The organism is Streptomyces sp. Je 1-79 (genome assembly GCF_025195125.1).
In the GTDB taxonomy this organism is placed as follows: domain Bacteria; phylum Actinomycetota; class Actinomycetes; order Streptomycetales; family Streptomycetaceae; genus Streptomyces.
On the sequence record NZ_JAMGSL010000017.1, the window covers coordinates 36,860 to 51,220 of the forward strand.

At 71.5% G+C, this 14,361-nt stretch carries 9 protein-coding genes and 4 tRNA genes; 6 read left to right on the forward strand and 7 right to left on the reverse strand.

Annotated elements, in window-relative coordinates:
* Positions 1 to 141 precede the first annotated feature (141 nt).
* The 4 genes from M5362_RS29130 to M5362_RS29145 form a co-directional block, all read right to left on the reverse strand.
* Positions 142 to 3,411: an FG-GAP-like repeat-containing protein gene (locus tag M5362_RS29130; RefSeq protein ID WP_260230802.1), complete on the reverse strand. Its 3,270-nt coding sequence runs from the start codon at positions 3,409 to 3,411 to the stop codon at positions 142 to 144.
* A gap of 238 nt (positions 3,412 to 3,649) precedes the next feature.
* Positions 3,650 to 5,887, reverse strand: a complete 2,238-nt coding sequence (locus M5362_RS29135; RefSeq protein WP_260230804.1) for a DEAD/DEAH box helicase — start codon at positions 5,885 to 5,887, stop codon at positions 3,650 to 3,652.
* A gap of 200 nt (positions 5,888 to 6,087) precedes the next feature.
* Positions 6,088 to 6,615 (reverse strand): hypothetical protein, encoded by a 528-nt coding sequence (locus tag M5362_RS29140; protein ID WP_260230805.1) that lies wholly within the window; start codon positions 6,613 to 6,615, stop codon positions 6,088 to 6,090.
* Between the two features lie 264 nt (positions 6,616 to 6,879).
* The gene (locus M5362_RS29145; RefSeq protein WP_260230806.1) at positions 6,880 to 7,230 is read right to left on the reverse strand and encodes a metallopeptidase family protein; all 351 of its coding nucleotides are present in this window, start codon (positions 7,228 to 7,230) and stop codon (positions 6,880 to 6,882) included.
* A 104-nt stretch (positions 7,231 to 7,334) separates the two neighbouring features.
* On the opposite strand from M5362_RS29145, the gene M5362_RS29150 reads away from it, so the two are divergent.
* The 3 genes from M5362_RS29150 to M5362_RS29160 all read left to right on the forward strand — a co-directional run bounded on the left by M5362_RS29150 (position 7,335) and on the right by M5362_RS29160 (position 7,616).
* A tRNA-Glu gene (locus tag M5362_RS29150) sits at positions 7,335 to 7,407 on the forward strand.
* 39 nt (positions 7,408 to 7,446) lie between these two features.
* Positions 7,447 to 7,520, forward strand: a tRNA-Asp gene (locus tag M5362_RS29155).
* 22 nt (positions 7,521 to 7,542) lie between these two features.
* Positions 7,543 to 7,616: transfer RNA gene (locus M5362_RS29160), tRNA-Phe, on the forward strand.
* A 140-nt stretch (positions 7,617 to 7,756) separates the two neighbouring features.
* On the opposite strand, the gene M5362_RS29165 is transcribed toward M5362_RS29160, so the two are convergent.
* The 3 genes from M5362_RS29165 to M5362_RS29175 are packed head-to-tail and all read right to left on the reverse strand — an operon-like array spanning position 7,757 to position 9,759.
* Complete coding sequence (locus tag M5362_RS29165) at positions 7,757 to 8,587, reverse strand: cytochrome c biogenesis CcdA family protein (protein ID WP_260230807.1); 831 nt, start codon at positions 8,585 to 8,587, stop codon at positions 7,757 to 7,759.
* On the reverse strand, positions 8,584 to 9,318 hold the full coding sequence (locus tag M5362_RS29170) for a thioredoxin domain-containing protein (RefSeq protein WP_260230808.1): 735 nt from the start codon (positions 9,316 to 9,318) through the stop codon (positions 8,584 to 8,586). Before M5362_RS29170 ends, M5362_RS29165 begins: the two co-directional genes overlap by 4 nt.
* 60 nt (positions 9,319 to 9,378) lie before the next feature.
* Positions 9,379 to 9,759, reverse strand: coding sequence for a hypothetical protein (locus M5362_RS29175; RefSeq protein ID WP_260230809.1), 381 nt, complete (start codon positions 9,757 to 9,759; stop codon positions 9,379 to 9,381).
* Positions 9,760 to 9,859: 100 nt separating this feature from the next.
* Here M5362_RS29175 and hrpA point away from each other — a divergent pair, with 100 nt between their 5' ends.
* From hrpA to M5362_RS29190, 3 genes are all read left to right on the forward strand, one after another.
* Entirely contained in the window at positions 9,860 to 13,810 is a 3,951-nt protein-coding gene (gene hrpA / locus M5362_RS29180; protein WP_260230810.1) for an ATP-dependent RNA helicase HrpA, read from the forward strand.
* Positions 13,811 to 13,910: 100 nt separating this feature from the next.
* Positions 13,911 to 13,984 (forward strand) — tRNA-Asp (locus M5362_RS29185).
* Between the two features lie 138 nt (positions 13,985 to 14,122).
* Positions 14,123 to 14,320: a DUF6274 family protein gene (locus M5362_RS29190; protein ID WP_260230811.1), complete on the forward strand. Its 198-nt coding sequence runs from the start codon at positions 14,123 to 14,125 to the stop codon at positions 14,318 to 14,320.
* Positions 14,321 to 14,361: the final 41 nt, after the last annotated feature.

Sequence of the window (14,361 nt, forward strand, 5' to 3'; positions counted from 1 at the left end):
CTGGCCGACGCTCCCCACCCGTGTCAACAGGCCGACAGTAACAGCAGCGACCGCACCGGGCAGCCCGATTCGAACCCGTTCAACAAGCCGGGGCCCGTACGGCTGCAACTGCCGTACGGGCCCCGGACCACGCGTCACACGTCAGGACAGCGTCTTGTACATCTGCCAGCCGCCGCCGATCTTCACCCGTGCGGCGAACGCGCCCGCGCCGGTGCCGTTGTAACGCCACAGGACGCCGGCCGTGTCCCGGGCCACCAGGTCCGCCCTGCCGTCGCCGGTGATGTCACCGACGGCCGCGAGCGCGTCGTAGCCCTGCCAGCCGCCGCCGACCTTCACCCGGCCGCCCAGCGTGCCCTTGGCGGTCCCGTAGTACCGCCACAGCACACCGGCCGTGTCGCGGGCCAGCAGATCGCCGGCCTTGTCGCCGTTCAGATCCCCGACGCCGACGAGCGAGTTGTAGATCTGCCAGCCGGTGCCGGCCTTCACCCGGCCCTTGAACTTCCCCGCACCGTCGTCGGCGTACACCCACAGCTCACCGGCAGGGGTCCGTGCGAGGAGGTCCGTCCGGCCGTCGCCCGTCAGATCACCGGGAGCGGCCAGGGCGTTGTAGATCTGCCAGCCCGAACCGATGGTGGTCTTCCGCCCGTTCGGCGCGAAGGCGGTCCCGCAGCCCCCGTCGTGACGCGTCAGCACACCGGCCGAGCTCCGCACGAGCAGGTCGTTGCACCCGTCGCCCGACAGGTCCCCGAACGGCACGACCGTCGATGTCGCCGCCCACCCGGTCGCCGACGCCCCGCTCCCGAGCCCACCGGCCCCCGACCCCGTGCGCACGGTCAGCGCACCGGCCGGGGTCAGCGCGAGGAGATCGCCCTTGCCGTCACCGCTGAAGTCACGGGCGGGCGGGGTCGCCGCCGCGGGCGCGCCGCCGGAGACGGTGAGGGAGCCCTTCACCGACAGGTCGGCGCCGACGCCGTCGGCGGGCTTCGCGGTGAGGGCCCAGGTGTACGAGCCGTTCCGGGCGGCCTGGCCGGAGACGTTCCTCCCGTCCCAGGCGGCCTCGATCCGGCCCCGGGCCTCCGCGCCCGAGACGGTGCGGACGACGGTGCCGGTGGTCTTCTCCGTCACCGTGAGCTGCCAGGCGCCGGTGGGCTTGGAGGTCCACCAGGTGCCGGCCCAGCGCGGGGAGGAACCAGCCAGGTCGAGCGCGGTGCCCGTGACCGTGGAGTCGATGACGGAGACGGCGGGCGCGGGGACGCCGGTGCGGACGATTCGGACCCGCTGGTCGTCGCCCGCGTAGGCGACGTGCCCGCCGAAGCGGTCCACCGTCCAGTCCCAGCGGGCCTTCGGGTCGGAACCGAGGTCGGCGGCGCTCACCAGGGTCCGCTGCGGCACGTCGGCGGCGGCACCGGAGTCGGGGAGCCCGGCGTGCAGGTCGTAGAGGCGCAGGCCCGCCTCCGGGTCCTGCTGGACGAGGTACCCGTCGCCGAGCAGCACGTTGCGGAGGTTGCGGCCCGGCAGGTCCATGGTCCGCCTGGTCTGACGGTCGTAGACGCCCGAGCCCGCTCCGGAGCCGTAGCCGTAGTCGGTCTCGTCGCAGGACCAGTACACCCAGCGGCCGGCGGCCTGGAGCTGGGTGGGCACGCACTGGTTGCGGGTGGTGAAGGACTCGCCGGCGGCGCCGGAGGGCAGGGTCTTCGAGGTGACGGTCTTGCTGTCCTTGGCGACGCTCCACAGGGTGGAGCCCCACAGCGCGGCCACGGCGTCGGTCCGCCGTTCGAGGACGGCGCCGCCGTCGGGCTTGCGGAACTCGACGACGTACGGGTCGGAGCGCTCCACCGTGGTGGCGCTCGCGACCAGGCCGAACCGGCCGGACAGACCCGTCAGTTCGGGGCTGCTCATGCCCGTGGTGACCCGCGGGCCCCAGGTGCTCGCGCCGTTCTCGTACAGCATGGTGGCGTCCCGGTACGTGGCGTCCCGCCGCCCGTGGAAGCCGTCGCCGCTCGCCCACAGGACGGCGCAGCGCTCGGTGGCCGTGTGGCAGTCCCCGTCGTCGCCGCTCATCAGGTCGTCCACGGTGGTGCGGAGCGGCTGCGGCTGCCCTGCGGAGCTCAGCCAGGTGCTGCGGTAGACGCCGTAGTAGTCGCCCGGCTGGAAGTAGGTGCTGTTCTCGGCCGTGGTGAGGATGCCGCTGCCGAGGGAGAGGCCGTAGATCCGGGCGGGCATGGGCGCCACGGTGGCGAGGCGGCTCACCTCCACGCCGCCGTCGGCAGCCGGGGCGATCCGGTGCACGGCCCAGTCGATGTCCCCCTGCGGCTCGGCGCTCTTCGCGCCGGCGACCAGGGCGGTTCCGTCGGGCGCGAGGACGACCTGCTCGTCCGCGTGCTGGAGGACGGGCTGGATCGATCCCTCGTCGTCCTCCACGCGCCACAGGGCGGAGCCCCGGTACTCGTTGTTCTGGGCTCCCAGCCCCTGGGCAGCGAACAGGTCGGTGCCTACGGCGAAGAAGGTCGCGTCGGACGAGACGGAGCCGACCTCGACGGTGCGGAGCACGGTGCCCGGCGCCTTCCGGTCGAGGACGTCGACCTTGTGCCGCCCGGTGCGCAGCCGCAGGATCGTTCCGGCGCCCAGTCGGAAGCCGTTCACCTCCCAGGAGTCCTCCGGGAGGTCCGGGAGCGGCTCGGCCACCCCGTCCGACAGGTCCACGAGGGCCCAGCGTCCCCACCCCTCGGTGGAGTCCTTGTACCGGAGGACGAGCGACGTGGCGTCGGCGTCCTCCACGCCGCCGAGGACGGCGCCCTCAGGGATGCCGGTGACCGGCGTGTCCGTCACCGTGCCGCCCTCGGAGCGCAGCAGGTGGTAGCCGGTGGGTGCGTCCGCCTCGCCGGTACGGGTCAGCACCGTGTCGCCGTGGGTGCCGACATACGTCTGCCCCTCGGGGAGCGCGATGTCGGCGAAGACCGCACCGGCGCCCTTCTGGAGCGTCACGTGCGGGGCGGGCGTGGCGGAGTGAATGGCGACCGTGTCGGAGCCGTCGCCCCAGTGGCCCCCGCCGCCGATGGGCAGGTTCTGGTACCAGTCCCAGTAGCCGCTCTCGTAGTCGTAGCGCGGCGCCTCGGGCAGCGTGACGGCGAGCGGGGTGGCCTTGCCGGTGGCGTAGTCGATCCACTGGAGGCGGACGTCGCCCTCCTGGGCCAACAGGTAGCCGGTCTCCCCCGCGTTGAGGATCGAGGTCGCGCGTGGCGAGAAGCGCGGGGCGGCCGGCAGGACGGTCACGTCCGAGGCCGGGTCGGCGAGCGCCGGAGGGGCGGTGAGTCCTGTCGCGGTCACGGTGGACAGCGTCGCCAGCGCCAGAACGAGAGCGGCGCGGGGACGGCGGGTGCCGCGCAGCCGGGCATTGCTCGTACGAGCCAAAGTGAGGTCCCTCCCCAGGGAATGAGGCAGGGACCCCACGGGGTCGGCTCGACCTGACACGTGAGTACGAGCGAGATATGGCCCCCCGGCCACCGCCGCCCCTGCGAATGCGCCGATGCTAACAGCAGCCTCCGCACCTCGGAAGCGAGTTTCGAACCTGTTCAAAGAAGCAGGGCCCGTACGTCACCGAAGTGTCGTACGGGCCCTGCTCAGCGTTGTCTCAGCGTGTTACGCGAGGTCAGCCGTTGCGCTTCCAGCGCGGCTTGTCGTCGCGGCGGCCGAAGGAGGAGCCGCCGGTCGAGCCGGTGCCGCGGTGGTCGCCGCCGCGGTGGTCGTCACGACGGCCGTACGGGCGGTCGCTGCCGCCCGAGCGGAAGCCGCCCGAGGGGCGGTCGTCGCGGCGGTCGCGGTTGAACGGACGGTCGCTGCCACGGTGGCCGCCGGTGGGGCGGTCGTCACGGCGGAAGCCGCCACGGTCGCCACCACGGTCGTCACGGTTGAAGCCGCCCGAGGGACGGTCGTCGCGACGGAAGCCGCCACGGTCGCCACCACGGTCGTTGTCACGGCGGAAGCCGCCCGACGGACGGTCGTTGTCACGGCGCTCGAAGGAACGGCCGCCACGGTCGTCACGGTTGAAGCCGCCCGAGGGACGGTCGTCGCGACGGAAGCCGCCACGGTCGTCACGACGGTCGTTGTCGCGGCGGAAGCCACCGGACGGACGGTCGTTGTCACGGCGGAAGCCGCCCGACGGACGGTCGTTGTCGCGGCGGAAGCCACCGGACGGACGGTCGTTGTCACGGCGCTCGAAGGAACGGCCACCGCGGTCGTCACGGCGGTCGTCGCGGCGGAAGCCACCACGGTCGCCACCACGGTCACGGCGCTCGTAGTTGCCCCGCTCGTCGCGGAACGCCGGGCGCTGCTCCTCGCGGCGCTCCTGGACCGGCTCGGACGCGACCACGGCGGCGGCGACCTCGGCCTCGGCGGCCTCCGTCACCTCGGCGATCGCGGCCTCGGGGTCCTCGCCCCGCTCGCGCGCGGAACGGGCGACCAGGCGGTCGGCCTCCTCGCGGAGCTCGGCGGCGCGGCGGGTCAGACGCTCCAGCTGCTTGGTGAGGTCGGCGACCTCACGCTCGGCCTGCTTGGCGGCGTTGTTCGCGGAGTCGGCCTGGACCTCGGTCAGCGAACGCGCACCGGTGATCTCGGCGACCTCCGGGTCGAACGCGCCGGCGCTCTGGATGATGTGGCGCGAGGCGTCGACGCCCGCGTCCTCCATCAGCCGGAAGATCTGGCGGCGCTGGTGCGGCAGCGACAGGGAGACGACGACACCGGACTTGCCAGCACGAGCCGTACGGCCCGAGCGGTGCAGGTAGTCCTTGTGGTCACCGGCCGGGTCCACGTTGAGGACCAGGTCGATGCCGTCGACGTGGATACCGCGGGCGGCGACGTCGGTGGCGACCAGCGCGTTGACGTAGCCGTCCTTGAAGTCGGCGAGCACGCGGGTACGGGCGCCCTGCGTCATGCCGCCGTGCAGCGCGTCGGCCTTCACGCCGGACTCGACGAGCTGCTCGGCGATGCGGTCGGCGCCCAGCTGGGTGCGGACGAAGATGATCGTGCGGCCCTTGCGGGCGGCGATGGCGGCCGTGACCGGCGCCTTGTCCTTCGGCTTCACGACGAGGACGTGGTGCGACATGGTCGAGACGTTGCCCTGCGCGCTGTCGACCTCGTGCGTGACGGGGTTCGTCAGGTAGCGCTTGACCAGGGTGGAGATCTCGTTCTCCATGGTGGCGGAGAAGAGCATGCGCTGGCCGCCGCCGGGGATCTGGTCGAGCAGCTCGGTGACCTCGGGCAGGAAGCCCAGGTCCGACATCTGGTCGGCCTCGTCGAGGACGGCGATCTGGACGTTCTCGAGCGAGCAGGCGCCGCGGTTGATGATGTCGCGGAGACGGCCCGGGGTGGCGACGAGGACGTCGACGCCGCGCTCCAGGGCGTAGATCTGGTTGCCCATGGACGTACCGCCGCAGACGACCTTCATCTTCAGGCCGAGCACGTCGCCGTACGGCTGCAGCGCGTCCGCGACCTGCATCGCGAGCTCACGAGTCGGGGTGAGGATGATCGCGCGGGGCTTCTTCTTCTCGGTGGAGCCGCCGGCCAGCTGGGCCAGGGTCGGCAGACCGAAGGAGAGGGTCTTGCCGGAGCCGGTACGGCCGCGGCCGAGGATGTCCTTGCCGGCCAGGGCGTCCGGGATGGTCGCGGCCTGGATCGGGAAGGGGGTGGTCACGCCGTTCTGCGCGAGCTTGCGGACGACGCCCTCGGGCAGGCCCAGGTCGGCGAAGGTGATGGTGGGCTCGGAGGACTCGGCCTCGGCGGCCTCGGTGACGTCCGTGGCCTCGGTCTCGACGGTCTCGGTGGCCTCTACGGCCTCGACGATCTCGTCGCTCTCGGGCATGACGGCGTGGTCAGAACTGAAAATGGACATGCGAAATGCGAAACCTTCCGGAGTCTCGGCACGCGCCCGTCAACTCCGTGAAAATCGCAAATCGACCGCCTCAATGCGGTCCAGCCACGGCTAGGGAGAGTACGCGCCACGCGGCGCTCTTCTGTGTCGGCGCCGGGCAATGGGATCAAACGATCTACCACCATACGCACCCTCCCCCACCTATGGCAAACCGGACTCCGTCACACCGGTCCGACCTGCGGTGATGCCTCGGGCTCCGCCGGCATCCCCGGCCCGTCCGCCGCCCTCATCGCACCCATGTGGGTGTCCGCGCCAGGGGACGCGGTCGGCGGGTCGGTCGGCTCGGGCGTGGGCTCGGGACTCGGGGTCGGAGACGGCTCCGGGGTCGGGGTGGGCGACTCCTCCGGCGGATCGACCGGAGGCGGGGTGGGCTCCCCGGCCGGGGCGCTCGGCCCGCCCGCACCACCGGCCTCCCCACCGGGCACCTGGCCCGGGTCCGGAACGCTCCCGCCGCCCCCGCCCGCCGGCGGGACCGCCTGCGGCTGACCGGAGGCCGACGCGGACCCGCTCGGCACCGGCGCCTCCTCGCCCGCGCCGTCCGCGTCCGGGCCGCTCCTCCCGGCCCCGCCCCGGCCGGTTCCGCCGCGCGCGCCCGAGACCCCGACGCCGTCGCCGGACTCGGCCGCCACGCCCTGCTTTCCCGCGGACTTGCTGGGCGCCGGCTTCGCGCCCTCGTCACTCACACTCATGCAGCCGCTCAGACCGGCACAGGCGGCGACCGCCAACGCGGTCGCGGCCCATCTCACGCGGGTGGGCAAATGGCGCACGGAGGGCACCTCCAGGTCACAAAGGGCGGGAAGGACAGGCGGGAGAACGTGTCTCGACTGCCCAACTCCCTTCGCACCGCAAGGGACACGCCCCCACGGCAACCACCTGCGGCCGCCGGAGCCCCCCGGGCGGCGGCGCGAGGCCGCCCGAACGGCCCGGCGGCGGGGCGCCCCGACCGGTCGGTCTCACCCGTAGCCGAGCGCGTGCAGCCTCTCGTCGTCGATGCCGAAGTGGTGGGCGATCTCGTGGACGACGGTGATCTCGGTCTCCGCGACCACGTCCTCGCGCGACTCGCACATCCGCAGCGTCGGCCCCCGGTAGATCGTGATCCGGTCCGGCAGCACCCCCGCGTACCACTCGCCCCGGTCCGTCAGCGGAGTCCCCTCGTACAGCCCGAGCAGCTCCGGATCGTCCGGCGCGGGCTCGTCCTCGACGAACACCGCGACGTTGTCCATCAGCCGCGTCAGCTCCGGCGGGATCCGGTCCAGGGCCTCGGCGACAAGCTCCTCGAACTCCTCACGCGTCATCTCCAGCACCCGGCCATTGTCCCCCCAGGGGAAACCGTTTTGGCGATAGCGGCCGCCATCCCATATGCTTCTCACGTCCCCGACGCGCTGCGAAGCGCGCAGGTGAGCCCCTAGCCCTCATCGTCTAGTGGCCCAGGACGCCGCCCTTTCAAGGCGGTAGCACGGGTTCGAATCCCGTTGGGGGCACGCAACATCATGTGCAAGACTGGTTCTCGCACATCGCAAGGTCCTGTGGAGCAGTTGGTTAGCTCGCCACCCTGTCAAGGTGGAGGTCGCGGGTTCAAGTCCCGTCAGGATCGCTGAGGCTGGAAACAGTCTCGTGGCTGGGTAGCTCAGTTGGTACGAGCGATCGCCTGAAAAGCGATAGGTCGCCGGTTCGACCCCGGCCCCAGCCACAGAGAGAAGGCCCCGTTCGAAAGAACGGGGCCTTCGTCGTGTTGCGAAGAGGTAGGGGACGGCGGGTGCGGTGCCGGGTGGCCGGTCCGCACGACCGGCCCCCCGAAGCCTTAGGCCGCACGACCGGCCACCCCGACCCTCAGGCCTCGCGGTGCCGCCCCCGCCAGCCCCGGACCGCGAGCACCACCGCCACCACCGCGACGACCGCCACGAGCAGCGCCCAGTCGGGCACCGAACGGCCCAGCGACGCCACCCGCTCCTCCACAGCGAACGAGTCGTCCACCGAGAGCAGCCCCGGCAGCGCCGTCGTGCCGTCGAAGACCAGGAAGAGCGTGCCGAGCACCACGAAGAACAGCCCCGACAGCAACGACGTCGTGTGCAGCTCGAAGCGGCCCACCCGGACCGTGCGGCCGCGCAGCCAGCGGCGCCGCCCCAGCTCGTACCGCTCCCAGAGCAGCGCCAGCAGGAACAGCGGCACCGCCATCCCCAGCGCGTACACCGCCAGCAGCAGACCGCCGTACGCCGGGCTGCCGCTCAGCGCCGCCACCGTCAGGACGCTGCCGAGGATCGGGCCCGCGCAGAAGCCGGCGAGGCCGTAGACCAGACCGAGGGCGTAGACGGAAGCCGCCGTGGTGGGGCGGATCCGGCCGCCGGCCTCGGCGATCCTTCGCGAGGCGAAGCCCATCCCGAGGATCTGGAGCACACCGAGCACGATGATCGTCCAGCCGCCGAGCGCCACCAGCAGGTCCCGGTGCCCGTAGAAGAGCCGCCCGGCGAACGAGCCGGCCGCGCCGAGCGGGACGAGCGTGGTGGCCAGACCGGCGTAGAAGATTCCGGTACGGGCGAGCAGCCGGCTCGTCGAGTCGATCGAGTACGCGAAGAAGGCCGGGAGCAGCAGGGCGCTGCACGGGCTCAGCAGGGCGAGGAGGCCACCGAGGAACGCGGCCAGGTAGCCGATGTCGGCGGTCACTCCCCCGCCGCCCCGCGCTTGGCCTTCGCCGCCTTCGCGGCCGCGTCGATCGCCTCCGTGAAGGCCTCCATCGGCTGCGCACCCGCGATCGGCCGCCCGTTGACCAGGAACGACGGCGTGGAGGTCGCACCCAGGGCGTACGCCTGTTCCTGGTCCTTGCTCACGGCCGCGCGGGCCGCCGCGCCGTCCGTGTCCTTCGCAAAGCGGGCGAGGTCCGGAACGCCGGCCTCCTTCGCGAGCGCGTTCAGGCGTTCGGTGCCGAAGCCCTTCTCCTTGGCGCCCTCGGCGTACGCCGCCCTGTGGAACTCCCAGAACCGGCCCTGCCGCCCCGCCGCCCACGACGCCCGGGCCGCCGCCTCGGACTCCTCGCCGAAGATCGGGAAGTTCCGCCACTCGATGCGCAGGGTGCCGTCCTCGACGTACTTCTTCATCAGGGCGGGCTCGGTGTCGCGGGCGAACTTCCCGCAGTAGCCGCACTTGAAGTCGGCGTACTCGATGAGCACGACGGGCGCGTCGGCCCGCCCCACGGCCAGCTTGTCGGAGGCGTCGCGGCGGGCGTAGGCCTCCAGCTCGGGGTAGACACCCGCGCTCGGGTCGGCGGACACCTCGGCGGCGGAGGAGCCGGACGCTCCACCGGACGCCGGCGCGGTCGCGGTGTACGAGACGACTCCGAGCAGCACGGCGGCGAGGGCCACCCCGGAGACGATCATGATCGGCTTGGACTTGGACATGCGGAGAACGCTCCTGAACGTGATGCGAGAAGGGGACGGACGACGGCGGGGGCCGGCCCTCTACACGCGCAGGATCGACAGTTCCACGGGTGACGGCGGTACGAGCACGGGCGGCTCCGGCCCCGGCAGCAGGGCGCGTACGGCCTGGTCACCGCCGCAGACACCGCCGGCCGTCCGCTCCCCGGTCAAGGTGGGGAGCAGCTCACCGAAGCCGTTCGGGCGCGGCGGAGTGGCCGGCCGGGCGGCGCCGTCGGCGGTGTGACCCTCGCCGCAGCCGGGCGCCCGCGTGGTCCCGGCCTCCGCGACCACCGCCGTACCGGCCACCGCGGTACCCGCCACCGCGGTACCCGCCACCGCCGTGGTCGTACCGCAGGCCAGGATCCCGAACACCACGCCCGCCAGCGCGGCGAGCGCCGCGAGCGCGCGGACGGTGCGGGACATGGGGGTACCTCTCAGTTCGACGTGCCCGAAATATTACGGGCCGCACCTCGCGGAAATCGGTTCGCCCGTTCTCGGCCCGGGGTGCGATCCTGGATTCCGTATGTCTACTTCCTTCGCCGCCCTCCAGTCCGTCCTGGCCGAGGTCTCGCTGCGGGACGCCCACCGGCTCGGCCGCCGCCTCGAGGGCGCCCGCCGCATCCGCAAGCCCGAGGCCCGTGAGGCCGTCCTGGACGAGATCGCCGCCGAGGCCGGCAAGGCCAAGGAGCGCGTCGACGGGCGGGCGTCCCGCGTGCCCGCGGTCACGTACCCCGAGCAGCTCCCGGTCTCGCAGAAGAAGGACGCGATCCTGGAGGCGATACGTGACCACCAGGTCGTGATCGTCGCCGGTGAGACGGGCTCCGGAAAGACGACGCAGATCCCCAAGATCTGTCTGGAGCTCGGCCGGGGCGTCCGGGGCATGATCGGCCACACCCAGCCCCGCCGGATCGCCGCCCGCACGGTCGCCGAGCGGGTCGCGGAGGAGCTGAGGACCCCGCTGGGCGAGGCCGTCGGCTGGAAGGTCCGCTTCACCGACCAGGTGAACCCCGACGCGACCTTCGTGAAGCTGATGACCGACGGCATCCTGCTCGCCGAGATCCAGACCGACCGCGAGCTGCGCGCCTACGACACGATCATCATCGACGAGGCCCACGAGCGGTCCCTCAACATCGACTTCCTGCTGGGCTATCTGGCCCAGCTGCTGCCGAAGCGCCCCGACCTCAAGGTCGTCATCACCTCCGCGACCATCGACCCCGAGCGCTTCTCCCGCCACTTCGGCGACGCGCCGATCGTCGAGGTCTCCGGCCGTACGTACCCCGTCGAGGTCCGCTACCGGCCCCTCCTGGAGGAGGACTCCGAGGAGTCGGACCGCGACCAGATCACCGCGATCTGCGACGCCGTCGACGAGCTCCAGTCCGAGGGCCCCGGCGACATCCTCGTCTTCCTCTCCGGCGAGCGCGAGATCCGCGACACCGCGGACGCGCTGCTGAAGAAGCAGCTCCGCAACACCGAGATCCTTCCCCTCTACGCCCGCCTCTCGCACGCCGAGCAGCACCGCGTCTTCCAGGCCCACACCGGCCGCCGGATCGTCCTCGCCACCAACGTGGCCGAGACCTCGCTGACCGTCCCCGGCATCAAGTACGTGATCGATCCGGGCACCGCCCGTATCTCCCGCTACTCCCACCGGACCAAGGTCCAGCGGCTGCCGATCGAGCCGGTCAGCCAGGCCAGCGCCAACCAGCGCAAGGGCCGCTGCGGCCGTACGTCCGACGGCATCTGCATCCGGCTCTACTCCGAGGACGACTTCCTCACCCGCCCGGAGTTCACGGACGCCGAGATCCTCCGGACCAACCTGGCCTCCGTCATCCTCCAGATGACCGCGGCCGGCCTCGGCGAGATCGAGAAGTTCCCCTTCATCGACCCGCCGGACCACCGCAACATCCGTGACGGCGTGCAGCTCCTCCAGGAGCTGGGGGCGATCGACCCCACGGAGAAGGACCCGAAGAAGCGGCTCACGCAGTCGGGCCGCAAGCTCTCCCAGCTCCCCGTCGACCCCCGCCTGGCCCGGATGGTCCTGGAGGCCGACAAGAACGGCTGCGTACGGGAGGTCATGGTGATCGCGGCCGCGCTCTCCATCCAGGACCCCCGCGAGCGCCCCGCCGAGAAGCAGGCCCAGGCCGACCAGCAGCACGCCCGCTTCAAGGACGAGACCAGCGACTTCCTCGCCTTCCTCAACCTCTGGCGGTACATCCGCGAGCAGCAGAAGGAGCGCGGCTCCAGCTCCTTCCGCCGGATGTGCAAGCAGGAGTACCTGAACTTCCTGCGCATCCGCGAGTGGCAGGACATCTACGCGCAGCTGCGCACGGTCGCCAAGCAGATGGGCATGCATCTCGAGGAGCCCTCGGCGGACGCTGCCGCGCCGGAGCAGGCCGTGCACACCTCCCTGCTCGCCGGCCTCCTGAGCCACATCGGCATGAAGGACGTGAAGGAGGGCGCGAAGAACGAGTACCTGGGCGCCCGCAGCGCCAAGTTCGCCGTCTTCCCGGGCTCGGCGCTCTTCAAGAAGCCCCCGCGCTTCATCATGTCCGCCGAGCTGGTGGAGACCTCACGCCTGTGGGCCCGGGTCAACGCGAAGATCGAGCCCGAGTGGATCGAGCCGCTCGCTCAGCACCTGATCAAGAAGACGTACAGCGAGCCGCACTGGGAGAAGGACCAGGCGGCCGTGATGGCGATCGAGAAGGTCACGCTCTACGGCGTGCCGATCGTCACCGACCGCAAGGTGAACTACGGCCGGATCGACCCCGAGGCGAGCCGCGACCTCTTCATCCGCAACGCGCTCGTCGAGGGCGACTGGCGCACGCACCACAAGTTCTTCGCCGACAACCGCAAGCTCCTCACCGAGGTCGAGGAGCTGGAGCACCGCGCCCGTCGCCGGGACATCCTCGTCGACGACGAGACGCTCTTCGACTTCTACGACAAGCGCGTCCCCGAACACGTCGTGTCGGGCGCCCACTTCGACTCGTGGTGGAAGCACAAGCGGCACGAGGAGCCGGAGTTCCTCGACTTCGAGCGCGAGATGCTCATCAACGAGAAGGCGGGGGCGGTCACCAAGGCCGACTACCCGGACTCGTGGCGGCAGGGCGCGCTGAAGTTCCGGGTGACGTACCAGTTCGAGCCGGGCGCGGACGCGGACGGCGTGACCGTCCACATCCCGCTCCAGGTACTCAACCAGGTCACGGACGAGGGTTTCGACTGGCAGATCCCGGGCCTGCGCGAGGAGATCGTCACCGAGCTCATCCGCTCGCTCCCCAAGCCGATCCGCCGCAACTACGTGCCGGCGCCGAACTTCGCGGCCCGCTTCCTGGACAGCGCCGTCCCCCTGCAGGAGCCCCTGACGGTGACGCTCGCCCGCGAGCTGCACCGGATGGTCGGCGTCCCCGTCTCACCGGACGACTTCGACCAGTCCAGGATCGCCGACCACCTGAAGATCACCTTCCGGATCGTCGACGAGCGGCGCCGCAAGCTGGCCGAGGACAAGGACCTGGAGGCGCTGAAGCTGAAGCTGCGCCCCAAGGCCCGCCAGGCGCTCTCCCAGGCCGCGGCGGCCGCCACGAGCGGCCCTGACGGCTCCGGGCAGTCCCTGGAGCGCACAGGGCTCACCCAGTGGACGATCGGCACCCTCACGAAGGTCTTCGAGACCCGGCGCGCCGGCCAGCCGGTCAAGGCGTACCCGGCGCTGGTGGACGAGGGCGACACCGTCTCCGTACGCCTCTTCGACACGGAGGCCGAGCAGGAGCGGGCGATGTGGCAGGGGACGCGGAAGCTGATCCTGCTGAACATCCCGGTGAACCCGGCGAAGTTCGCCTCGGACAAGCTGACGAACCAGCAGAAGCTCGCCCTCTCCCGCAACCCGCACGGATCGATCCAGGCGCTCTTCGACGACTGCGCGACCGCCGCCGCGGACAAGCTCATCGCCGACCACGGCGGGCCGGTCTGGGACGAGGAGTCCTTCCGGAAGCTCTACGACAAGGTCCGCGCCGACCTCGTCGACACGACCGTCCGCACGGTGGGCCAGGTCCAGCAGATCCTGGCCGCCTGGCAGGCCTGTGAGCGCCGTCTGAAGGCCACGAACAGCCTGGCCCTGATCAACAACCTGGCGGACGTGCGCGAGCAGCTGGCGTGGCTGGTGCCGGCGGGCTTCGTGACGAGGACGGGCCTGCGGCGGCTGCCGGACCTGATGCGCTACCTGGTGGCCGTGGACCGCCGGCTCCAGCAGATGCCGACGGGCGTCCAGCGGGACACCACCCGCATGGAGAAGGTCCACGAGATGCTGGACGAGTACGCCTGGCTGCTCGAACAGCTCCCCAAGGGACGGCCCGTGCCCCAGGAGGTCACCGACATCCGCTGGATGATCGAGGAGCTCCGGGTCAGCTACTTCGCGCACGCGCTGGGCACGGCGTACGCGGTCTCGGACAAGCGGATCGTGAAGGCGATCGACCAGGCCGCGCCGTAGGAGGACGGGCCGGTCGGGGGTGTCGCCTTGCGCCGGTTCGACCAGACCCTCTGACCTGCTGTACAGTCTTCTTCGCAGCCCCGGTGAGGGCTGCGAACGAGGTCCTGTGGAGCAGTTGGTTAGCTCGCCACCCTGTCAAGGTGGAGGTCGCGGGTTCAAGTCCCGTCAGGATCGCTTCACAGAAGGCCCGCACCGATCGGTGCGGGCCTTCTTCGTGTCCCCGTCGTTGCGGTCCGGTGTATTGACGGCGTCCACCGGGCCCGGGTAACCAGGCATCAGGGAATCGGGGGCCCACACCGGAGGTGGTCGCGCATGGCCGCGGCGTCCGAAGCACGACCGGAACAGCCGGCACGACAGTCGAGACACGAGATACGCGCGCTGCTCCGCGCCCATCTGGCGGCCGCGTCCCGCTACGGGCACCTCACACGGCACTGTTCCGCCTGCCATCGCCTCCTGAGGCTTGCCATCGAGCTGGAGCGCGCCGAGGACGAAAGTCCCACCGACCCGTGACCAACGGCGGGTTGAGACCCTCCCAGGGGGTGGCAGGCTGT